Origin of the sequence: Streptomyces sp. NPDC088400, from assembly GCF_044753355.1 — a bacterium.
Classification (GTDB): Bacteria; Actinomycetota; Actinomycetes; order Streptomycetales; family Streptomycetaceae; genus Streptomyces.
In genome coordinates, this window is the sequence record NZ_JBIVMZ010000003.1 from 652,556 (window position 1) to 673,506 (window position 20,951).

The 20,951-nt window shown below is 69.9% G+C and carries 18 protein-coding genes; 8 read left to right on the forward strand and 10 right to left on the reverse strand.

Annotation, left to right across the window (positions count from 1 at the left end; genetic code table 11):
- Positions 1–36: 36 nt before the first annotated feature.
- The 4 genes from ACIQD6_RS10455 to ACIQD6_RS10470 all read left to right on the forward strand — a co-directional run bounded on the left by ACIQD6_RS10455 (position 37) and on the right by ACIQD6_RS10470 (position 5,581).
- On the forward strand, positions 37–1,104 hold the full coding sequence (locus ACIQD6_RS10455; protein WP_401880445.1) for an amino acid ABC transporter permease: 1,068 nt from the start codon (positions 37–39) through the stop codon (positions 1,102–1,104).
- Between the two features lie 98 nt (positions 1,105–1,202).
- Complete coding sequence (locus ACIQD6_RS10460) at positions 1,203–1,955, forward strand: amino acid ABC transporter ATP-binding protein (RefSeq protein WP_401880800.1); 753 nt, start codon at positions 1,203–1,205, stop codon at positions 1,953–1,955.
- Between the two features lie 61 nt (positions 1,956–2,016).
- Positions 2,017–3,006, forward strand: coding sequence for an ABC transporter substrate-binding protein (locus tag ACIQD6_RS10465; RefSeq protein WP_401880447.1), 990 nt, complete (start codon positions 2,017–2,019; stop codon positions 3,004–3,006).
- A gap of 628 nt (positions 3,007–3,634) precedes the next feature.
- On the forward strand, positions 3,635–5,581 hold the full coding sequence (locus ACIQD6_RS10470; protein WP_401880802.1) for an APC family permease: 1,947 nt from the start codon (positions 3,635–3,637) through the stop codon (positions 5,579–5,581).
- 96 nt (positions 5,582–5,677) lie between these two features.
- Here ACIQD6_RS10470 and ACIQD6_RS10475 read toward each other — a convergent pair whose 3' ends face one another.
- Positions 5,678–7,072, reverse strand: a complete 1,395-nt coding sequence (locus ACIQD6_RS10475) for an LCP family protein (RefSeq protein ID WP_401880449.1) — start codon at positions 7,070–7,072, stop codon at positions 5,678–5,680.
- A gap of 296 nt (positions 7,073–7,368) precedes the next feature.
- Here ACIQD6_RS10475 and ACIQD6_RS10480 point away from each other — a divergent pair, with 296 nt between their 5' ends.
- Entirely contained in the window at positions 7,369–7,833 is a 465-nt protein-coding gene (locus ACIQD6_RS10480; protein WP_401880451.1) for a hypothetical protein, read from the forward strand.
- 65 nt (positions 7,834–7,898) lie between these two features.
- Here the strand turns inward: ACIQD6_RS10480 and ACIQD6_RS10485 are convergent, their stop codons facing one another.
- The 4 genes from ACIQD6_RS10485 to ACIQD6_RS10500 all read right to left on the reverse strand — a co-directional run bounded on the left by ACIQD6_RS10485 (position 7,899) and on the right by ACIQD6_RS10500 (position 11,260).
- The gene (locus tag ACIQD6_RS10485) at positions 7,899–8,252 is read right to left on the reverse strand and encodes a nuclear transport factor 2 family protein (protein WP_401880452.1); all 354 of its coding nucleotides are present in this window, start codon (positions 8,250–8,252) and stop codon (positions 7,899–7,901) included.
- 162 nt (positions 8,253–8,414) lie between these two features.
- The gene (locus tag ACIQD6_RS10490) at positions 8,415–8,861 is read right to left on the reverse strand and encodes a MarR family winged helix-turn-helix transcriptional regulator (RefSeq protein WP_401880454.1); all 447 of its coding nucleotides are present in this window, start codon (positions 8,859–8,861) and stop codon (positions 8,415–8,417) included.
- A 191-nt stretch (positions 8,862–9,052) separates the two neighbouring features.
- Complete coding sequence (locus ACIQD6_RS10495) at positions 9,053–9,643, reverse strand: hypothetical protein (RefSeq protein ID WP_401880456.1); 591 nt, start codon at positions 9,641–9,643, stop codon at positions 9,053–9,055.
- A gap of 324 nt (positions 9,644–9,967) precedes the next feature.
- Positions 9,968–11,260 carry a 3-deoxy-7-phosphoheptulonate synthase gene (locus ACIQD6_RS10500; RefSeq protein ID WP_401880458.1) on the reverse strand — a complete coding sequence of 431 codons (1,293 nt, stop codon included), beginning with the start codon at positions 11,258–11,260 and terminating at the stop codon, positions 9,968–9,970.
- A 77-nt stretch (positions 11,261–11,337) separates the two neighbouring features.
- Between ACIQD6_RS10500 and ACIQD6_RS10505 the strand changes: the two genes are divergently transcribed.
- From ACIQD6_RS10505 to ACIQD6_RS10515, 3 genes are all read left to right on the forward strand, one after another.
- The gene (locus ACIQD6_RS10505) at positions 11,338–12,357 is read left to right on the forward strand and encodes a diiron oxygenase (RefSeq protein WP_401880460.1); all 1,020 of its coding nucleotides are present in this window, start codon (positions 11,338–11,340) and stop codon (positions 12,355–12,357) included.
- 126 nt (positions 12,358–12,483) lie between these two features.
- Positions 12,484–14,772 (forward strand): aminodeoxychorismate synthase component I, encoded by a 2,289-nt coding sequence (gene pabB / locus ACIQD6_RS10510; protein WP_401880462.1) that lies wholly within the window; start codon positions 12,484–12,486, stop codon positions 14,770–14,772.
- A gap of 42 nt (positions 14,773–14,814) precedes the next feature.
- Positions 14,815–15,525 carry a hypothetical protein gene (locus tag ACIQD6_RS10515; protein WP_401880464.1) on the forward strand — a complete coding sequence of 237 codons (711 nt, stop codon included), beginning with the start codon at positions 14,815–14,817 and terminating at the stop codon, positions 15,523–15,525.
- A gap of 103 nt (positions 15,526–15,628) precedes the next feature.
- Here ACIQD6_RS10515 and ACIQD6_RS10520 read toward each other — a convergent pair whose 3' ends face one another.
- The 5 genes from ACIQD6_RS10520 to ACIQD6_RS10540 all read right to left on the reverse strand — a co-directional run bounded on the left by ACIQD6_RS10520 (position 15,629) and on the right by ACIQD6_RS10540 (position 20,947).
- Positions 15,629–16,507 carry an endonuclease/exonuclease/phosphatase family protein gene (locus ACIQD6_RS10520; RefSeq protein WP_401880804.1) on the reverse strand — a complete coding sequence of 293 codons (879 nt, stop codon included), beginning with the start codon at positions 16,505–16,507 and terminating at the stop codon, positions 15,629–15,631.
- 290 nt (positions 16,508–16,797) lie between these two features.
- Positions 16,798–17,532, reverse strand: a complete 735-nt coding sequence (locus tag ACIQD6_RS10525) for a 2-hydroxychromene-2-carboxylate isomerase (RefSeq protein WP_401880466.1) — start codon at positions 17,530–17,532, stop codon at positions 16,798–16,800.
- Between the two features lie 84 nt (positions 17,533–17,616).
- Positions 17,617–18,333 carry a 3-oxoacyl-[acyl-carrier-protein] reductase gene (fabG, locus tag ACIQD6_RS10530; protein ID WP_401880467.1) on the reverse strand — a complete coding sequence of 239 codons (717 nt, stop codon included), beginning with the start codon at positions 18,331–18,333 and terminating at the stop codon, positions 17,617–17,619.
- A gap of 143 nt (positions 18,334–18,476) precedes the next feature.
- Complete coding sequence (locus ACIQD6_RS10535; protein WP_401880469.1) at positions 18,477–19,679, reverse strand: beta-ketoacyl synthase N-terminal-like domain-containing protein; 1,203 nt, start codon at positions 19,677–19,679, stop codon at positions 18,477–18,479.
- Positions 19,676–20,947, reverse strand: coding sequence for a beta-ketoacyl-[acyl-carrier-protein] synthase family protein (locus ACIQD6_RS10540; RefSeq protein WP_401880470.1), 1,272 nt, complete (start codon positions 20,945–20,947; stop codon positions 19,676–19,678). The genes ACIQD6_RS10535 and ACIQD6_RS10540 overlap by 4 nt, the downstream gene beginning before the upstream one ends.
- Positions 20,948–20,951 lie beyond the last annotated feature (4 nt).

Below are 20,951 nucleotides of genomic sequence, written 5' to 3' on the forward strand. Positions count from 1 at the left end.
GCAGAAGAAGTAGAGAAGTACCGACAGGAGCCCCCGATGACATCCCCCACCGGCACCGCCGCCACCCGGTCGGCGCCCGAACCGCCCGGGAAGGTCCGGCCGTCCGGACCACCGGCACCGTCCGGCGCCGATCCCGCCTCCGGGCCCCTCCCCTCCGGGGACCCCTCCTCCAAAAACCTCTCCTCCGGGGACCCCGCCGCGCTGAAGGTCGTTCCCGCACGTCACTACTGGCGTTGGGTGGCCGGCGTGGCCGCCCTTGTCGTCGTCGCGCAGTTCATCCACGGTCTGGTCACCAACCCGGGCTGGGAATGGGACACCTTCTTCCTCTATCTGTCCACCGACACCGTGCTCAAGGCCGTCTGGGTGACGCTCCAACTCACCGCCTACGGAACGGTCCTGGGCTTCGCACTCGGCATCGTCCTCGCCTTTATGCGGCTGAGCAGAAGCGTCATTCTGCAGACGGTCGCCTGGACGTACATCTGGGCGTTCCGCTCCATCCCGCTCATCGTGCAGCTGCTGTTCTGGTTCAACCTGGCCTATCTCTACAAGGAGTTGGGGATCGGCATCCCCTTCGGCCCGGTCCTGTGGAGCTTCGACACGATGAACCTGGTCGGCGCCCTCTCCGCCGCCGTCATCGGGCTCGCGCTGCACCAGGCCGCCTATGCCGCGGAGATCATCCGCGGCGGGATCATCTCGGTCGACGCAGGGCAGTTGGAGGCCGCCGCCGCCCTGGGCATCCCCCGGCGGCGCCAACTGCGCCGCATCCTGCTGCCGCAGGCGATGCGCGGCATCCTCCCCAACGCCGCCAACGAGGTCATCTCCCTCTTCAAGGGCACTTCGATCGTCTCCGTGATGGCCATCGGGGAGCTGTTCTACCAGGTGCAGGTGATCTACGGCCGTAACGGGCGGGTCGTTCCCCTGCTGATGGTCGCCACCGTCTGGTACATCCTGCTGACCACCCTGCTGACCATCGTCCAGTACTACGTGGAGCGGCACTTCGCTCGCGGTGCGGAACGCACGCCCCCGCCCACCCCGTTCCAGCGGGCCCGCGCCTTCACCCGCAGGATGCGGGCCACTGCCGCCACCGGAGGTTTCCCACGATGAGCACCGACACCCAGTCGCCTTCCCTGATCCCCCACGCCGATCCGGCCGCCGACTCCGATCCGTACGCCGGCTCCGATCCGTACGCCGACGGCGCTCTGATGGTCGATGTGCGCGGCGTCCACAAGAGCTTCGGCGCGCTGGAGGTGCTGCGCGGGGTCGATCTCCAGGTCCGCACCGGAGAGGTCACCGTCGTACTCGGCCCCTCGGGCTCCGGAAAGTCGACGCTGCTGCGCGCCATCAACCATCTCGAACGGCTGGACCGGGGGTACGTCAGCATCGACGGCGAGCTGATCGGTTATCGCCGCTCCGGCTCCAAGCTGCATGAACTCAAGGAGCGGGAGGTCCTCAAGCAGCGCCTGCACATCGGATTCGTCTTCCAGAACTTCCATCTCTTCCCGCACCTCACCGTGGTGGAGAACATCATCGAGGCCCCGGTCTCGGCGCTGCGCCGACCCCGTAGGACCGCCGTCGAACAGGCCGAGCGGCTGCTGGAGCGGGTGGGGCTCACCGACAAGGTTGGGGCCTATCCGCGGCAGCTCTCCGGTGGCCAGCAGCAGCGCGTGGCCATCGCCCGCGCGCTCGCACCTGAGCCGAAGGTGCTGCTCTTCGACGAGCCAACCTCGGCGCTGGATCCCGAGTTGGTGGGTGAGGTCCTCGATGTGATCAAGGATCTGGCCCGTACCGGTACCACCATGATCGTCGTCACGCATGAGATCGGCTTCGCCCGTGAGGTCGCCGACACCGTCGTCTTCATGGACGAGGGAGTGATCGTCGAGCAGGGCCCGCCCGCCGAGGTCCTCGACCGTCCCCAGCACGAACGCACCAAGGCATTCCTGTCCAAGGTCCTGTGACCCAGGTCCTGGGTCACAGGACCTCTCGCGCGACTCCCGCCTTCGAAAAAGGAGCTCCTCCGTGCCACCCCGACGTATCCTCCGCGCCTCCGCCGCCCTGCTCGGCCTCGTCACCGCGTTCTCGCTCACCGGATGCGGGAACTCCGCCGACGGCACCACGGACGAAGTCGCCGCGAAGGGCGGTGGGAAGAACGGCCTCCAGATCAACCTGGGCCCCGACCAGAAGCGCGTCACCACGGCCAAGGTGGACTCCATCGCCGCACTGGTGCCGGCGTCGATCCGGAAGCGGGGCACCCTGGAAGTCGTCAACTCCGCTGGTTCTGTACCCCCGTTGACCTTCTACGCCACCGACGACAAGACCGTGATCGGCGTGGAACCGGACATCGCCTCACTGGTGGCGGATGTGCTCGGGCTCAAGCTGCACTACAACCCGGTCGACTGGGCGAACATCTTCGTCGGTCTCGACAGCGGCAAGTACGACGTCGGCCTCAGCAACATCACCGTCACCGAGGAGCGCAAGGAGAAGTACGACTTCGCGACCTATCGGCTGGACAACATCGCCTTCGAGGCCAAGAAGGGCACCGGCTGGCGGGTGAAGGGCCCGAAGGACGTGGCGGGCAGGAGCATCGGGGTCTCCTCCGGCACCAACCAGGAGAAACTGCTGGTCGACTGGAGCAAGGAGAACGTACGGAAGGGGCGTAAGCCCACCGACATCAAGATCTACCAGAACACCAGCGACTACTATCTGGCGCTCGGCTCCGGACGCCTCGACGCCTATCTCGGCCCGAACCCGGTCGCCGCCTACCATGCGGCCTCCACCGGGCAGACCGAGATCGTCGGTACGTTCTCGGGAGCGGGCACCGCCGTGCAGGGCAAGATCGCGGCCACCACCAAGAAGGACAACGGCCTGATCAAGCCGGTTCACGAGGCGCTCAACACCGTGGTCAGGAACGGCGCGTACGGGAAGGTCCTGAAGCGCTGGGGACTGTCGAACGAGGCGGTGCCCTCTTCGGAGCTCAACCCCGTGGGGCTGCCGAAGACTGCCTCGTAGGCTGCCCGACTCCACCTTGACGACCCGCATGCCCGCGCGATCCGGCCCCTTCGGCCGTACCTCCGGCCTGCCTCCGGCCGTACCTGTGGCCGGGGGGCCGGGTTGGCGGCCGTGCCCTCACTCGCCGTACGCCCGAACGGGTTGTCGGCGTTCCCGCCCGTGTGTCGTCCGCCCCAGGAGCGACCGGCACCCGGGCTCCCCGCAGAGACTCGCGAGCGTGACGGTCAATCAAGGAGAAGACGGACGGCGCCGCCAGGACCCGGGGGACACGGCCGGTGACACCGCCGGCGCGCCGGTCGTCGTGGAGAAGCCCGACGCGGAGCAGTCCATGCTGCTGCGGCTGGTGGGGCGGGAGTGGGGTCGGGTGTCCGCCGCTCCGGACGCGTGGCGCGATGCGCTGCCGGTGGATCCCGATGTCGGCAGCTATCCCGAGCCCGCGCAGATCGTGCCCGCCCGCTTCGGCCGTTTCGTACGTGTGCCCCCGTTCGGCGGGAGGCCGTCCGGTGCGGACGTGGGCGAGGTGGAGACCGACGGGGAAGGCACTGGCCGGGCCAGGAGTTTCGGCACCCACCTGCGACGGGCGGTCCTGGGGGCGCCGTTGAGGAGTACGGCGATCGCGCGCGAGCGCATGCGCAAGATCGTGGCCTTGCCGGTTCTCTCTGCGGACGCGCTGTCGTCGGTCGCGTACGGCCCCGAGGCCTTGCTGGCGGTGCTGGTGCTCGGCGGTACCGCGGGGCTCGGCTACTCGGTTCCGGTGTCCCTGGCGATCGTCTTCCTGATGCTGGCGGTCGGGTTGTCGTACCGCCAGACGATCCGCGCGTATCCGCACGGCGGCGGATCGTACATCGTCGCGACGGACAATCTCGGCCGCGTACCGGGGCTGATGGCCGCGGCCGGCCTGATGACCGACTACATCCTGACGGTCGCCGTCTCCGTCTCGTCCGGGATGGCGGCGGTCACCTCGGCGCTCCCCCAACTGGCCGATGATGTCGTCCTGATCGGCGTGCTGGTCATCGCGGTCCTGCTCGCGGGGAACCTGCGGGGCGTCCGGCAGGCCGGCGCGCTGTTCGCCGCGCCCACGTACGCCTTCATCATCGCCATTTTCGCGCTGGTGGCGACCGGTGTGTACGAGGCGGCCGGCCGGGGCTTCGAGCCTTTGCCGACCCCGCCGCTCCACGCGACCGAGGGCGTCGGCCTGCTGCTGGTGATGCGGGCCTTCGCCTCCGGTTCGACGGCGATGACCGGTATCGAGGCGATCTCCAACGCGGTGCCCGCCTTCCGGCCCGTCGCATGGCGCAATGCGCGTACGACCCTGTCCTGGATGATCGGGCTGCTCATCACGCTGTTCGCCGGCACGGTCGCCATGGTGTATCTGGAGGGTGTCGTCCCGCGGTCGCAGGAGACCGTACTGTCCCAACTGGCCCATCACAGCTTCGGGTCGGGCGGCATGTATGTCTTTACCCAGGCGGCGACCGCGCTGGTGCTCCTGCTCGCGGCGAACACCGCGTACAACGACTTCCCCCGGGTGCTGTTCCTGCTGGCGCGCGACAGCCAGGCGCCGAGAATCTTCCTGCGGCTGGGAGACCGGCTGGCCTTCAGCAACGGAATCATTGTGCTGTCCGTGGCCGCGGCGGTGGTCTATGTCGCGTTCGACGGCAAGACCGCGACGCTGATTCCGCTGTACGCCGTCGGTGTGTTCCTCGCTTTCACCCTGTCGCAGAGCGGCATGGTGGTGCATTGGTGGCGCAGGCGCGACCGGCACTGGCGCAAGAGCCTGTGTTTCAACGCGACCGGCGCGCTGCTCTCGGCTGTCGTCTTCATCACGGCCGGAATCACCAAGTTCACGGAGGGCGCGTGGCTCGCCATTCTGGCCGTCGCCGGGTTCCTTCTGGTGACGACGCGCATCCGGCGCCACTACGACATGGTGCGGCGGGCGTTGCGGCTTCACCCGCAGACGATCGAGATTCCCAGCCGTACGATCTCGCCACTGCCCGACGCCCACGCACCGGCGGAGCCCGCGCCGCGCGCCCGCCCCGCACAGCCTTCTGACCGGCCCGCGCCGTCCGTACCGCCCGCGCCGCCCGCGCCGTCCGCGCCCTCCGCGCCGTCGGCGCCGTCCGGCGGTGACCAGGACGCGGAGAGCGAAGACACCCCCGAGGAGATCCGCCACCTGTCCCTCGTCCCGATCGACGCGCTGCACCAGGCGAGCATGCGCGCGCTGGCCTATGCGGCGTCCCTCCAGCAGCCCGTCCTCGTCCTGCACGTCAGCCCCAGCGATGAGGACGCCGAGTGCTTCCGCGAGAGCTGGCACCTGTGGGGCGACCGTCTCCCGCTGCGCATCGTGATCTCCCCCTACCGGGCGGTCGTGGCGCCGCTGATCAGTTACATCGAGTCGCTGCACCGCCAACGCCCGGACCTGACCATCACCGTCATTCTCCCGGAGATCGTCGTACGGCACCGGTGGCACCGTGTGCTCCACAGCCATCTGGCGGGACGACTGCGGCGTGCCTTGCGGCCCCTGCCGAAGATCGTGGTGACCACCGTGCCCTTCCATGTGCACGACGGTGGTCCATGAAACGGGGCCGCGAAGAAAATGCCCGACTCCTTTACCACGTGGTCGACTTGCCCACCGGTCGACCTGCCCGCCGGGTCGAAGCGGCGGACCCGGTGGTCACCCACGGAGTACGGGCAGGTCGGGGCCGATGGTGAGAGTCACGGTGCCGGGGACGGCCCGGTCGGAGACAGTGGGGTCGAGTCCGGGGATCCTCTCGGCCAGGGCCCTGGCCTGGCCTGCGAGGCCTTCCGGATAGGTGAGGGTGCTCCGTCCCACCGGTTCGGGGGCGTTGCCGGTGGCGGTGATCCGGAAGCCGAGCTCGCTCAACTGGCCCGCGACCGCACGGGCCTTACCGGTGGTGTCGGTGCCGTTGAGGACCGCCACCGGAACGGTGTTCGCGGCCGGGGGCAGTTGGCCGGCCGCTTTCCTGAGACGGGCCCCGGTCATCTCCCGGTCGTCCGTGAGCGCGGTGAACAACTGCCGGGCCGCGGGCGGGTTCCAGACCACATTGGCCATGTCCCCGGGCACATCCCGCGCCCGGGGGTAGTGGGGCACGGTCAGGAACTCGATCCGGTCGGTGGGGAGGCCCTTGACGCCGGAGGCCAGTTCGTAGAGAGGCCGGAGTCCCGCCAGATCGGGGTCGGTGGTCAGTGACTTGGTGGCCGAGTCGAGGAAGCCGTACAGCGCCTTGGGGTTGTACAGCCTGGCCTTTGCCTTGGTGGTGAGGGCCCGCATGAACTCCTGCTGACGGCCGATACGGCCGATGTCCGTTCCGTCACCGAGGCTGTAGCGGGCCCGTACATAGCCGAGAGCCTGGTCGTCCTTGACCGTCTGGCACCCCGCCCGGAGGTCCAGATGCGCTCTCCTGTCGTGGATGGGCCGCGTGGGGCAGACCTCGACGCCACCAAGGGCGTTGACCATGCCGGTGAACCCCTGGAAGTCCACGATCATGAAGTGATCGACCCGTACGCGTGTGTTCTGTTCGACGGTCTTGATCGCGCAGGCGGCGGCCTTGGCGGTGTCGCCGGTGGCGCCGCCGATCGCGAACGCGGCGTTGATCTTGAAGTGGTGCGGTACGGACGAGGTGCCGTTGCCTTGCTCGCAGGCGGGGATCCGTACCCAGGAGTCACGGGGGAAGGACACCACGGTGGCCCACCGACCGCTTCCGCCGACATGCAGCAGCATCAGGGTGTCGGACTGCATCGTGGTCAGGCCCCTGCCGTAGGCCCCGCCCAGCCCCCGGCGGCTGTCGGAGCCGATGACCAGGATGTTCTCTCCGCCCCTGGTGGCTCCGGGCCGGTTGTCGCCGAGCGCGTCGTCCACGCCCGCGCCGCGGATGTTGCCGCTGAGCTCGGTGTAGAACCAGCCGCCCGTCCCGGCCGTCCCCAGCACCAGGCAGGCGGCGGCCAGGGCGATCCACAGCCCGACGCGCGTACGCGGCGGCCGTCGGCGCTGCCCACCGTGTGACGGCGGGACGGGCCGGCCCATCCGTCTCATTGCTGCTGCGTTCACTGCGTCAGGCTCCTCACTGCGTCGATCACGGCCGCCGTGCTCGGTACGGATCACGGCGGCGCGCCGTCGAACTTCCACCTGGAGAACAGCGGACCTGGCCCGCTGGGCACGGTGCGCCGGGTCATCGTGACGCTGGAGATATCGGACGGGGCGGGCCGTGGCGGCGGGTACGCCGGACGGCTCTGTCCAGTGGCCCCGTCCCCGGGGGTGCCGTGTAGTGGGTGATGCCCTCAGGGGTCCTTACGGATCTTTACGCCGTGTTCGAGAAGTGCCGCCCCGGTGCAACAGGAGACGCGATGTCAGCAGACACCTCCGCCGTACCTTCTCGTCGTGGGCAGACGCTCCGGCTGCTGAGGGGAGCGGCCCGCGTCCTGGCCGCGGCCGGCCTCGCGGTGGACGCCTACCTGCACGCGCAGCTGGCCGACCAGTACGACACCGTCTCCGCGAGCATCAGCCAGGGCACGCTCTTCCGTATCGAGGCCGGCCTGGCCGCGCTCGCGGCGCTGGTCGTCCTGGTCTGGCGCCGGGTGCCGGGCGACCTCTTCGCCTGGGCCGTCGCGGCGGGAGGCCTCGCGCTCCTGCTGGTCTACCGTTACATCGACGTCGGTGAGCTGGGCCCGATCCCGAACATGTACGAGCCCCTCTGGTACGGCGACAAGAGACTCACCGCTGTCGCCGAGGCGGTCGCTGTCGTCGCCACGGTCTTTCTGCTGCTCACCTATCCCCACCGGCGCGGGCGGCGCGCGGCGAAGCCCCTCTGACTCCGCCGGGATCGATGCCGCCCCGAGCACCGGTGTCCGGCACTCGGGGCGGCATCGATCCGCCGTCACCCGGCGGCGACTTTGCGCAGTTGCTCGCCGTCGTAGATGACCTCGGCACGCACGAGGGCGCCGTGCTCGACCGTGAGCAGTTCGGCGGCGGTGGTCGTGCCCGGCACCTGCGGGAGGTGCCATTCCACGATCGAGCACACCAGATCACCGTCGGAGAACTGGTGACGGACCGTGAAGTCCTGGGCAATGGGTCCGAACTGGGCAGCCATTGCCCGGAATCCTTCGGGCGAATCGAAAGAACCGACGGGTCCCACGAAGGTGAAGTCCTCCGCGAGCGGAACGTGGGTCATGTCGCCTTTTCGATTGATCCAGGCGTCGTAATACCGCTCGACAGCATCCGGCGCAGTCATGATCGAACCCCTATTTCCCTAGTCCTTCAGGACACCCGAACCAGGCTCGCACGCGCGACATACCACAGCAACAGGAAGGGAGCCGAACCATCGATTTCCCGCCCGAATACCGACGGGCCGGGAACAGGCCGGGAACGGGCCGGGAACCGAACGGCCCACGGCTCACCGGCCGATTCGCTCGACCAGTTCCCGCAGTTCCGGGTCGGCGCCCAATCTGTCGAATGCGGCGGCGAGCGTCTGCGAATACACGGGCATCGCTTCGCCCAGCATCTCGCGTCCCGCCTGGGTAATGGTGGTGAATACGCCGCGCCGGTCTCGCTGGTTCAGGTTCCGCTCGACAAGATCCTCCCGCTCCAGCCGGGCGACCAGGCGACTGACGGAACTCTGATTCAGGCCGACGGTGTCCGCGAGCACCTGCATACGGAGCCCATCGGCCCCCGGGGCCTCGGCGAGCGCCTCCAACGCGCTGTACTCCGTGAGGGAAAGCCCGAATCGATCCTGCAACGAGCGTCCCACCATGGCGGACACGCGCGCGTGGAACATCGCGAGCTGGTTCCAGGCACCCTGCTCCTGGTCGCTGGCGTGACGTTCGGACATCGCTCTCTTCATGGCCACCATCCTCCCGACGACTGAGAAGCCGCACCGAGAAGTAGCGTCTCGAATAGATGCGCAAGCCCTCAGCAAGCTTGTAAAGTTGCGCGCATTAGTTGCGCGTCACTATACATTGCATACATCTTACCCCGGCAGGACATTGGTATGCCCTGCGGGAGCGAGAGCACCACACCCACCGGGCGCGGGAGTCATGTTCGGCAGCGCGCCGACGCTTTGACATTCCCATAGCGGCGCGGTTCCTCGCCGCTTCGCGGGACAGCGGTTCCGCCCGGTGCCCGCGCGATGATCTCGAACCGCTCGGACCGCGACAGACGCACGCTGTCCTCCAGCCGCTCGACATGAGTCAGATACGAGTTCGCCGGCCCGGCCCCGAGCACCGCGCGTAGAGCGGCGCGGGCGCCGCGCGCCGACTGCGCCAGCGCCTCGTAATGGTGCGACGTCACGGGGGACTTGGCGATCAGCTCGATCTCGAATCCTCCCTCTCTCAACTCGTCGGCCCATTGCTGTGAGGCGCGCCGGGCCTCGGCCTTCGCCGCAGCACCGGCCCCCATTCCGGGCTCCGGCGCTGTCCGTGCGTCGGCCCCGGCGCCCGTCCCCGTATCGGTCCCGGTATCGGTTCCGGCGACGACGATGACACCCCGCCCGGCCTCGATCAGCCGGCGCCAGGCGCGCAGCGCGGCCGGGACCGAAACCGACGGCCAGCAGTCCAGCGCCACCAGCGCGTCGAACCGGGGGCCCGAAATACCGAAGGACCCACCGGTGCTGTCACTCTCGCGCACCGCGTGGATCCTGAATTCCTCAAGCTGTGGTCGCGACGTTCCTCGCTCGCACAGTTGGCCGTCTATATCCAGTATTCGCTCCCCCGGCTGTACACCGGCACGCGCCAATAACTGACGGACCTGAGTCGCCCTCGACTCGGCCCGTAACGGCCATGGCGAAAGGATCACATCCGAGTCAATAGGAGGTTGTACGGTCATGAAATTCCCCGTCCAGAATACGGTCAACGCACCCGGCCTGTCCTCATCTCCTATGAACTGTACTGCACCGCGGTTTCTCGGGGGCTTGGTTGACTCGCTGTTGGCCTGGTGATGACGTGAACCAGCTCAGACGCCACTCGAGTTCACCAGAGCATCAGCGAAGTACGCGACGGCTTCGAGAGCTTGATCGGCATTCAACCGCGGGTCACAGGCGGTGTAATAGGCGTCGGGCACCTGGCTCTCCAGGATTCCGGAGCGGCCTCCGACACATTCCGTGACGGACTCGGCCGTACTCTCCAGATGAAGCCCGCCCGGCCTGCCGCCCCCGCTCCGAACGGCCGCCACGAAACCGGTGATCTCCGCGAGCACCGCGCTCATATGCCGGGTCTTGTGCCCGCTGGAGGCGCGGACGGTGTTGCCGTGCATGGGGTCGCACAGCCAGCTGACGGGGTGTCCCGCCCCGCGCACGGCCTCCACCAGACCCGGCAGCACCGCCCCTACGCGCCCCTCTCCCATCCTCGCGATGAGCGCGAGCCTTCCGGGCCGGCGGTCGGGGTCGAGGATCCCGGCGAGCCGGACGATCTCCTCCGGTGTCATACCCGGACCGACCTTGCAGCCGACCGCGTTGGCCACCTCGGCGAGGAAACGCACATGGGCGCCGTCGACATGGCGGGTGCGCTCCCCCACCCACGGGAAGTGCGTCGAGCACAGGACCCACGCCTCACCTGCGGCGTCCCACCGGGTCAAGGGCTCCTCGTAGTCGAGGATCAGCGCCTCGTGACTGGTCCACAGCACGGGTCCGGGCGCGACGGCGCGCGCGGGGAAGGAGGCGGGGCCGACCTCGGAGCCGGGCCCGGGACCGCCGTCCGCTCCGGCGCGGCGCAGCAGGGACAGCGTGCGCGCGGCATGTTCGTACCCCCAGAGCAGCCTGCGCGGCTCGGGGCGGCGGGAGAGTTCGTCCGGCGCGGACGCGTTGACCAAGTCACCCCTGAAGGACGGTACTTGTACGCCGTCCACCTCCTCGGTCGGCGAGGTACGGGGCTTGGAGAACTGCCCCGCGATGCGGCCGATACTGACCACCCGCACACCCAGCCGCTCCTCGACCAGGGACGCGGCCGTACGCGCCAGCGCCACCGTGCGGGCCGAGTCGGCCGGCGTGGGCAGCGCGAAGGTCTCGGCGCAGTCCCCCATCTGAATCACCACGCCACGGCCGGACGCGACACCGGCCAGCCGCCGTCGCAGACCGGCCACTTCCGCCGGGGTCACCAGCGGCGGGCGGGCGCCGAGCCGCTTCCGGATCTCCCGCAGACCGGCGCTCTCCGGCCAGCCGGGCGGCTGCTGTGCCCGCGGTCGCGGTCGGCGGCCCGGGTGCCAGGGGCTCGGGGTGCCGGGCACCGGAGGCGAGACTCCTGTCCGCATCACTCAATCACCTCTCGTACGGGGTCCGTTCGACTCCGGGGCTACTGCCCAAAAGTATAGGGCAGTACAATGTATGCATGAGTCTAGATTTGCACGGTACCGGACATGGTCGTGGTGGCGAGGTGAACGGCGGAGGGCGGGCGGAGTTACCCGCGTACGATCCGCAGGATCCGGTGGAGAACGCCGTGATCGGCCGGCTCTCCGGAAACTGGCACCGACGCGCCGCGGTCAAGCGGCAAGAACCCGTACTGGACGACCTGTTCGAGCCGGACCGCCCGGACTACCCGGACAGCCTGCTGCCGTTCCACGACCACCCGACGTACCGCGCGCTGGACGACGAGACCAGGGCGAAGCTGCGCGCGTGGGCCTGGATTGCGTTCAACAAGAACGTCATGGACATCGAACAGCACGTGGTGAATCCCGGCTTCGGACTGCTGATGACAGATGTCTTCGACACCGGTCTGGGCGAGACGATGACCGTCGCGGTGACCCAGGCGATGGTCGACGAGCAGTACCACACGCTGATGCACCTGAACGCGAGCGCGGTGACCCGACGGCGGCGGGGCTGGCGGATGCCCGATTCGGCGCTGCCGCTCGGCTACAAGGCCCGGCGGTACGGGCAGCGGATGGCGCTGGCGTCGGAGGCGGGCCACCGCGAGATCGACACGCTCGCCTACACCACCGTCGCCGAGATCTCCATCAACGCGTACCTGGACCTCATCGCGGACAACGAGGTGATCCAGCCGATCAACCGGACCACCGCCGCTCTGCACAACCGGGACGAGCACTGCCACGCGTCCATCGCGGACGAGATAGCCAAGGCGGCGTACGCGCGCCTCGCCCCGCCGCGGCGCGACCTGTTCCTCGCGGCCCTCGCCGACGGCATGGAGGCGTTCGCGGCCAACGACTTCCGCACCTGGCACCGGATCGTCGACCTGGTGGGGGTGGAGGGCGGACGGAACATGGTGCTGGACGTCGAGCACGACGCGTCCCGTCGGCGCCTGCTCCAGGACTTCGGGGCGCTGCACCGACTGTGCGACGAGATGGAAGTCCTCGACCGTATCCCCTTCGACTGGTCCACGGTCTCGACCGGCTGACCGGGCCCGGGGCTCCCGGGACTCCCGCCGTTCCTTCCGCTCCTTCCGCTGCCGGAACTTCCGGCGCTCCCCGTATCCCGGCGCCCGCACGCCGCCGCAGACGACCGTCCGACCCTGAGAGGGGCCATGCGCACACTGCTCGTCGACAACTACGATTCCTATACGTACAACCTCTATCAACTGATCGCCGGGGTCTACGGCGTGGAGCCGACGGTCGTACGCAACGATGCCCCGGAGTGGGCCGGGCTCGATCTCCAGCGGTTCGACTGCGCGGTCGTCTCGCCCGGCCCCGGCCGGCCGCACGAACACCGCGACTTCGGCCACTCCCGCGATCTGCTGCGGCGGGCGGAGCTGCCCACTCTCGGAATCTGCCTGGGGCATCAGGGGATCGGGCTGCTGGGCGGCGCGCGCGTGGAGAGCGCCCCGGAGCCCCGGCACGGCCATCTGACCACCGTCGATCACACCGGTGAGGGGCTCTTCGCCGGGATTCCGCAGCGGTTCACCGCGGTGCGCTACCACTCCTTGTGTGTCGCCGAGCCGATCCCGGCGGAGCTGGAAGCGGTGGCGTGGGCGGAGGACGGAGTGATCATGGGCCTCGTTCATCGTGAACTCCCGCTGTGGGGCGTGCAGTTCCATCCGGAGTCGATCAGCACGGAGTACGGCGCCGAGCTGGTGTCGAACTTCCGTGATCTGGCGGTGCGTTCGGGGCGGCGCGCGGTTTCCCGTACGCGTCCCGACACCCGCCCCGAGGAGGGCCGCTCCTCAGGAGCCGAGCGGAGTTCCACCGAGCCGGACTCCACCGAGCTGGACTCCACCGAGCCCCGCTCCAGCTCCCCGGACCCCACCGGACTGCGCCTCCATACGCGCCGTATCGACCGGCACATCGACACCGAGGCAGCGTTCCTCGCGCTGCACGGGGCGAGCGACCGGGCGTTCTGGCTGGACAGCGCGCTGGTCGAGGAAGGGCTGTCGCGGTTCTCGTTCCTGGGGGACGCCGAGGGCGCGGGCGGTGAAGTCCTCACCTACCGCGTGGGGGACGGCGCGGTGATCGTCGAACCGTCGGGCGGTATCCCCTATCTCCAGTCGGGCGATGTCTTCGACGTGCTCAGGGACCGGCTGGAACAGCGCGTGGACGGCGCCGACGAGCTGCCGTTCGACTTCACCGGCGGCTACGTCGGGTTCTTCGGCTACGAGCTCAAGGCCGATACGGGCTCGACCGCCGCCCACCGGGCACCGACGCCGGACGCGGTATGGCTGCGGGTCAACCGCTTCGTCGCCGTCGACCACGTGGAGGGCCGGACGTACGTCGTAGCGATGGCCGAAGAGGGAGAGTCCGGCGCCGCGCTGTCCTGGGCCGACCGTACGGCCGCGCGGCTGGCCGGTCTGCCGGACGCCGTGCCCGACGCCCGTACGGTCACGGGGGTCACCGCTCCCCCGGTGCCGGCGCGGCCGGACGTCGCCCGCATGCTGGCGCGACCGCGGGAGCGGTATCTGGCCGACGTCGAGGAGTGCCGCCGACAGCTGCGCGCGGGCGAGAGCTATGAGATATGCCTGACCAACAGCGTCCGGCTGCCCGCGCCGGCCGACGACCTCGCCTACTACCGCAGGCTCCGCCGGCTCAACCCCGCTCCGTACTCCGCGCTGCTGCGCCTGGGCGAACTCACGGTCTTCAGCTCGTCCCCCGAGCGGTTCCTCCGGGTCGGTCGCGACGGCGTCGTGGAGAGCAAGCCCATCAAGGGCACGGCGAGGCGTGACCCCGATCCCGGGACGGACAAGGCGCTGCGTGACGCGTTGCGGACCGACGCCAAGACACGCGCGGAGAATCTGATGATCGTGGATCTCCTCCGCAACGACCTCGGCCGGGTCTGCGAAGTGGGCAGTGTGAACGTACCGACGTTCATGGCCACGGAGTCCTACGCGACGGTGCACCAACTGGTCTCCACAGTCCGCGGTGTGCTGCGCGCGGACACCGGTGCGATCGACTGCGTACGGGCGTGTTTCCCCGGCGGCTCGATGACCGGGGCGCCGAAGCTCCGCACGCTGGAGATCATCGACTCGCTGGAGGGACAGGCGCGGGGCGTGTACGCGGGCGCCCTCGGCTACCTCGGTTTCTCCGGGAGCGCGGACCTCAATATCGTCATTCGCACGGCCGTACGGTGGCGGGACGAGCTGACGGTCGGTGCGGGCGGCGCGATCGTCCTGGACTCGGACCCGGTGGCGGAGTACGACGAGATGCTGCTCAAGGCCGAGGCCACGCTGCGCGCGCTGCCGTTGCCGTCGCCGCCCTCCGTGACTTCCGCGCAGACGCCCGCCGGCACTCCCGCCGACTCCCTCTCACCGGCTCCCACTCCCGCTCCCGCTCCCGCTTCCGCTTCCCGAGTGGCGCTCCCCAAGCTCGCGGACGACAGCCGATAGCGTGACGAGCCGGTAATGACCCACGGCCCACCGGAGGTTGCGGTGTTCGCGAACGAGCAGATCGAACTGCTGGCCAAGTCCGGCTGGAACACATGTGCCTCCGTACGCGAAGGACTCGGCGCGGCGGGGCTGCCGGTGCCGACAGCCGCGTATCTCCAGAAGACCATCTCCGCCAAGCGCTGGGAGCGGGCCCGGCGAGCCGTCGACGCCCTGCGCGGGCACTTCAAGGACGCCCGGTTCGCCGGCGAAGCCACCTACGGTGTGCTGCTGGTGCCCGATCCGGCCAAGCTCGACACGCGTGGGGCCGTGGATCCGGCCATGCGCGGGGACCAGGTCGGAAAACCCACGGCCGATGTCGTGGACAAGGCCCTCCCCGCCGGCGCGCTGCCGGTTCGGCAGGGCACCGACTGGACCCCGGTGGCCACGATCACCGGCCCCGCCGGTCTGCACTTCGGCAGCTACGCCGATATCCGGGACGGGCACGGAGTCAAGGCCTTCACCGTGAACGGGGTCGACACCCGTGACTTGATGGTGCGCCAGATCTGGGGCGCGCGGGTGCTCCAGTCCGGCGGCGAACCGCCGGACTGCGAGGTCGGCGGCGGATGGACCTTCACGCTCTTCCCCGGGGAGGAGCTGACGGGTGGCCGCGCCGCCTCGGGGACGGTGCTGCACGGGAAGGTGCGCTTCCGGCTGGGGCGCCCGGACCGGGGCATCGCGGTGGTCCGGGTCTGCCCGGCGCTGTTGATCCGCTGAGAGACCCGAGCCGCGCGCTCGCGAGGGATCGGAACCTGAGGCGGGCGGCGACCAGCATCCAGGAACATCGCCCCGGCACCGTCAGAACCTGAGGCGGCGACCGTCAGAGCCTGAGGCGGGCGACCACCGGAAGATGGTCGCTGCCGGTCATGGGGAGAGTCCGGATGTCGGTGACGGTCGCCGAGCGTGCCATGACGTGGTCGATCCGGGACACGGGAAAGGCCGCGGGCCAGCTGAAGTCGAGGCCCCGTTCCGCCGTGTTCATCCGCGAGGTGACCGGGGCCAGTCCGCGGTCGTCCACCGTGCTGTTGAGGTCACCCAGCAGAATCACCCTGTCCAGCTTCTCGGCGGCGATGGCCGCGCCCAGCAGGCCGGCACTCTCGTCCCGCCAATCGGACTCCAGACCGCTCGACCGGACGCGGACCGAGGGCAGGTGGGCGACGTACACCGCGATCTCGCCCTGCGGCATACGCACACTGGACCGCAGCCCACGGCTCCAGCCCTCGCCGATCCCCGCCGGCTTGATGTCCAGCGACCGAACGTCCGACAGCGGATATTTCGACCAGAGTCCGACCGTGCCCTTGACCGCGTGGTAGGGGTAGTCCGGCGCCAGGGTTTTCTCATAGGCGGGCAACGCGGAGGGGACCAGCTCTTCCAGGGCGACGAGATCCGGTTCGGCCTCGGCCAGGGCGGTCGCGGTGCCCGCGGGATCGGTGTTCTCGTCACTGACGTTGTGCTGCACCGCCGTGATGTCGTGCGCGCCGTCGTCCGCGGGCAGCAGCAGCCCGCCGAACTGCCCCGCCCAGACGGCCGCGGGGAGCAGCACGGCCACCAGCGCGGTGGCCGAGCGGCGCAGCAGCGCCAGGACTAGCAGCACCGGAACGGCCAGGCCGAGCCACGGCAGGAACGCCTCCAGCAGACTGCCGAGGTGGCCCGCGGTGTTGGGCACGGCGGCGTGGAACGCCAGCAGACCGGCGGTCAGTACGGCTGGCGCGGCGAGACCCCGCCCGCGCGACCAGGATGAACGGGCCCGCGCGTCCGTGCCCCAACTCCACCGGCCGTCCCGCCGCTGAGGCGCCGCCGCCCCCGACTCCGGCTCCGGTTCCGGCTCCACACGGCTCGTCGCCCGCTCCACCACGTCTCACCCATCTGTTCGGCCCCGTCCTTGCCCCGTGGCCATGATCACGACGCTGCCCGTTACGACGCGCGACCCGGTGGTGGGGGTTCCCGTCCGCAAGGCCGGCTTGCCGGGAGAACGGACCGGGCCGGGCGTCAGCCGCAGCCGCCGGCGTGGCCGTAGTCGCTCGACCGCGGGTTGGACAGCGGCGCCGGATCCGGTGGGTCCCCGACGGGCGGAGCGGTGGCGTCAGGGCTGTCGACGGTGTCGAGAGTGGCGAGGAAGTCCGCGAGCCGGTCGAGGCCCCAGAACTTCTGGCGCCCGTTGATGAAGAACGGAACACCGAAGACATCGTCGTGGTCCACGTCCGAGAGGGCTTCGACACCGCGCCGACGGAGGTCCGGGTCGTCGGTGGCACGCTCGGCCGCCGCCGAGACCCCGACGTCGGCCGCCAGCTTCCCGACGGTCCTGCGGTCCGAGATGTCGAGCCCCTCCTGCCAGCGCGCCCGGTAGACACGCTCGATGAACTCGGGCCCTCTGCCTTCCGCCTCGGCCACCAGATGGGCGAGGTGGGACGGTTCCCACCAGGCGTCGCGGTCGCCGGGCCAACTCACCTTCAGCCCACGGCGGTTGGCCAGCCGGCGCACGTCGCCGAGCATGTAGAGGTGCTTCTCACGGGACATCGGCGTGTAGATGAAGCGGCCACCGGTCTCTGCCAGCCCGCGTTCGCTCTCCCCGTCCGGCTCCCAGAAGGGCCGCCATTGGACCGCACGGGCCGCCTCGGGGTGATGGCGCGTCAGATCGTGGTGGGCCAGCCAGGAGTACGGACTTCGGAAGGAGAAGTAGACGAGGGGACGGGGGCGCGACCGGGGTCGGCGGGTCACTGCCATGAGGGAAGCTCCTTGAGGACCGGCCGGACCGAACCCGACGCCGGCCGGGGCATCAGATGGGCCGGCATCAGATGGGCTGGGGCATCAGATGGTGAGACCACCGTCGACCTGGAGGACGGCTCCGGTGATGTACGAGGCGCGTGCTGAGGCGAGATACGCGACCAGGTCCGCGACCTCGTCCGGGCCGCCGAAACGCCCCAGTGGGATACGGTCGACCGCCTTCTTCCGCTGGCGTTCCGCCAGCACGGCCGTCATGTCGGTCTCGATGAAGCCTGGGGCCACGACATTCGCGCGGACGCCGTACCCGCCCACTTCCTTGGCCAGGGCGCGGGTGAAGCCGATGATCCCGGCCTTGGAGGCGGAGTAGTTCGTCTGTGTCGGGTTGCCGTACACCCCGGCGGTGGACGACAGGGTGAGGATCACCCCGCGCCGGCGCTTCATCATCCCCAGGATGACGGCGTGGCAGACCGTGAACGTGCCGTCCAGGTTCACCCGGAGCACGCTGTGCCAGTCCTCCTCCGCCATGGTCACCAGCGGCTTGTCGCGGGTGACTCCGGCCGAGGTGACCAGTACGTCGACGGGCCCGAGCCGCTGTTCCGTGTCCTGGACGAGTGCGCGTACGGCCACCGGGTCCGTCACATCGGTCTCCTGGGAGAGGACCCTGGCTCCGTGTTCCTCGGCCTCCTTCTCGGCCTCCCGTGCCTCTTCGGACCGCGACCGGTAGCAGAAACTCACGTCGTGGCCGTCCTCGGCGAGCCTGCGGACGACGGCGCGGCCGATACCGCGGGAGCCTCCGGTCACCAGGGCGACGGGCCGCTGCCCCGGACCCTGTCGCTGTGCCGGACCCTGTCGCTGTGCCGGACCCTGTCGGCCGGAGCTCTGTCCCGGCCGCTCTCCGGACCGCTGTCCGTTGTCCATCCGTACCTCTCCTCCACGTCCCGTTCTCAGGGCCGTTGGTCGGTGGTGGCGCGGTGCGGAAAGAGCAGCACAGCGCAGCCGACGACCCCGTCCGCGTCCACCGTCGTCACCAGCCCCGCCCGTCCCGCCGCGTCCGCGTCGCGTTCGGCGAGGCTGAGGAGGCTGACGATCTGGAAGGCGGCCGAAGCGGCGTAGGTGTCACCGAGCAGTTCGGAGCACACCACCTCGCGGGGGACGCGTCCGGCGAAAACGTCGGCCAGGCCCGCGCGTTCGTACGCGCCGAGGTCGCCCCGTACCCCCGTCGGCGCGACGGCCCAGACGTCGGAGGCGACGATCCCGGCGGCCGTGAGTGACTGTCGGAGGCACGTGGCCAGTACGGTGGCGATGTCCGCCTCATGAGCCGGCAACGCGGTCCGCACCGCGGCCAGTTCGGCGAGCGCAGCGCGGTCGCCCGCCGTCGCCGACTCCAGGCTCTCCAGCAGCAGTACGGCGCTTCCCTCGCCGATGACCGGTGCCTGCCGGCCGCCCTGCGCGTGCCAGTCGAGCCAGGCACGCTCCGGGGAGTACTCCTCCACCGCGCCGCAGACCACACTGCGGGCGCGGCCCGAGCGTTGGAGGCGGCGGGCGTGGTTCAGGGCGAGCAGCGCGGAGGCGCGACCGCCCGCGACCGTCACGTTGGGGCCGCGCAGCCCGTGGCGGATGGCCGACTGCCCGGCGGCGCAGTTCATGACGGTGTTCGGGAAGCGGGCCGGATCGACGAAGTACGGCTTGTCCTCCGTCAGCGCGTCACGGGTGAAGCTCATGATGCTGCGCACGCTGCCGTTCGAAGTGCCGAGCACCAGCGCGGTGTTGTCGTCCAGCCCGTCGATACGGCCGCCCGTGCCGTCGTCGAGCAGCCGGCCCACGGCGGCGACGGCCAGCCCTGTGGCCCGGTCCATGGAGCGGGTTCCCTTGCGGCCCAGCAATGCGCGGGGTTCGCCGTTCGGTACGAGTCCGGCCCGCGCCATGGCGGCCGGTCCCTCGTCGGGGCCGAGGCCGGTGAGCGCGGGCTCCCGGCGTCGTACGCCCTCGCTGAACTCCACGCGGCCGATACCGAAGGCGGAGACGGCCGACCAGGTGGAGATGTACGGGCCGGGCCGCGGCGTCGCCGTGTCCGCGGCCGTCGTTGCCGCGCCTGCCGCGGTGGCGGTGTTTCCCATGACGCTTCCCATGACGGGCCGTCCGGTCATTGTGGGCCTCCCCCGTCGGGTTCGTACCGGCCGAGCATCAGCACCGCGTTGTTTCCGCCGAAGGCCAGCGCGTTGTTCTGTACGACGCGCAGGTCGGCGTCGACGGCCACGTTGGGCACGCAGTCGATGTCGCACTCGGGGTCGGTCTCGGTGTGGTTGATGGTCGGCGGGATGAAGCCCTCGCGGATGGCGAGTGTGCACGCGATGGCGGCCAACGCGCTGGCCGCGCCCATGGTGTGGCCGATCATCGACTTGATCGATACGGTGCGCGGGGTCTTGTCCCCGAAGACCTGCCGCATGGCGCGGGATTCGCTGACGTCGTTGGCCTTCGTACCGGTGCCGTGGGCGGAGATGAGGTCGACGTCGTCGGCGGAGATCCCCGCGTTGTCATGAGCCAGCCGTACGCAGCGGGCGAAGCTGTCCGAGTTCGGCGCGACGGGGTGGTCCGCGTCGCAGTTGAGCCCGTAACCGAGCACTTCCGCGTGGATGCGCGCGCCGCGTCCGAGCGCCGATTCCAGGCTCTCCAGCAGCAGGATACCCGCGCCTTCGCCGGTCAGTATGCCCTGCCGGTGCAGGTCGAAGGGCCGGCACTGCTCCGGGGCGATGGTCCCGAGCCGGTAGAAGCCGGCGAACGTCTTCAGGCATACGGCGTCCGCGCCACCGCACAGGGCGAAGTCGACCTCTCCGGTACGCACCGCGTCGTAGCCATAGCCGATCGCGTAGTTGCCCGCCGCGCAGGCGGTCGGCAGGGTCACCGCCTCGACGTTGACGAGACCGAGTTCGCGGGCGGCGGCCACGGACAGTTTCCCGGCCGGAACGCGCCGGGCGACCTCCGGGTCCATCCGCTCGGGCCCGCCGGCGACCTCCTGCTGGACGAGCCGGTCCAGGTCGCGGGACTCCCCGTCCGTGGTGCCGACGGTGACCAGTGACCGGGCCTCGCGCAGTACCTCGACCGGCAGGGCCGCGTCGTCGACGGCCATCCGGGCGGCGGCCGCCGCGAAATGGCTGGCCCGGCCGTACTCACTCAGCGGGAGACGGAAGACGAAGTCCTCGGCGGCGAAGTCGTCGATCTCGCAGCCCTGGGAGTGCTCGAAGCCCGTGACGTCGAAGGAGGTGATGGGCTTGGCTCCGCTGCGCCCCGCGCGCAGCCCGGCGAGGAAGTCCCGTACGCCGGTCCCGATGCTGGTCACCGCGCCGAGGCCGGTGACGACGACCCGTCGCGGCGGGGAGACGTCCGGCCAGGTCGGAGAGGTGTCCGGCCACGTCATCGCG

Coding starts and splice junctions, on each gene's coding strand:
- ACIQD6_RS10455 (WP_401880445.1), top strand. CDS start 37: ATGACATCCCCCACCGGCACCGCCGCCACCCGGTCGGCGCCCGAACCG.
- ACIQD6_RS10460 (WP_401880800.1), top strand. CDS start 1,203: ATGGTCGATGTGCGCGGCGTCCACAAGAGCTTCGGCGCGCTGGAGGTG.
- ACIQD6_RS10470 (WP_401880802.1), top strand. CDS start 3,635: ATGCGCAAGATCGTGGCCTTGCCGGTTCTCTCTGCGGACGCGCTGTCG.
- ACIQD6_RS10480 (WP_401880451.1), top strand. CDS start 7,369: ATGTCAGCAGACACCTCCGCCGTACCTTCTCGTCGTGGGCAGACGCTC.
- ACIQD6_RS10485 (WP_401880452.1), bottom strand. CDS start 8,252: ATGACTGCGCCGGATGCTGTCGAGCGGTATTACGACGCCTGGATCAAT.
- ACIQD6_RS10490 (WP_401880454.1), bottom strand. CDS start 8,861: ATGAAGAGAGCGATGTCCGAACGTCACGCCAGCGACCAGGAGCAGGGT.
- ACIQD6_RS10500 (WP_401880458.1), bottom strand. CDS start 11,260: ATGCGGACAGGAGTCTCGCCTCCGGTGCCCGGCACCCCGAGCCCCTGG.
- ACIQD6_RS10505 (WP_401880460.1), top strand. CDS start 11,338: ATGAGTCTAGATTTGCACGGTACCGGACATGGTCGTGGTGGCGAGGTG.
- pabB (WP_401880462.1), top strand. CDS start 12,484: ATGCGCACACTGCTCGTCGACAACTACGATTCCTATACGTACAACCTC.
- ACIQD6_RS10525 (WP_401880466.1), bottom strand. CDS start 17,532: ATGGCAGTGACCCGCCGACCCCGGTCGCGCCCCCGTCCCCTCGTCTAC.
- ACIQD6_RS10535 (WP_401880469.1), bottom strand. CDS start 19,679: ATGACCGGACGGCCCGTCATGGGAAGCGTCATGGGAAACACCGCCACC.
- ACIQD6_RS10540 (WP_401880470.1), bottom strand. CDS start 20,947: ATGACGTGGCCGGACACCTCTCCGACCTGGCCGGACGTCTCCCCGCCG.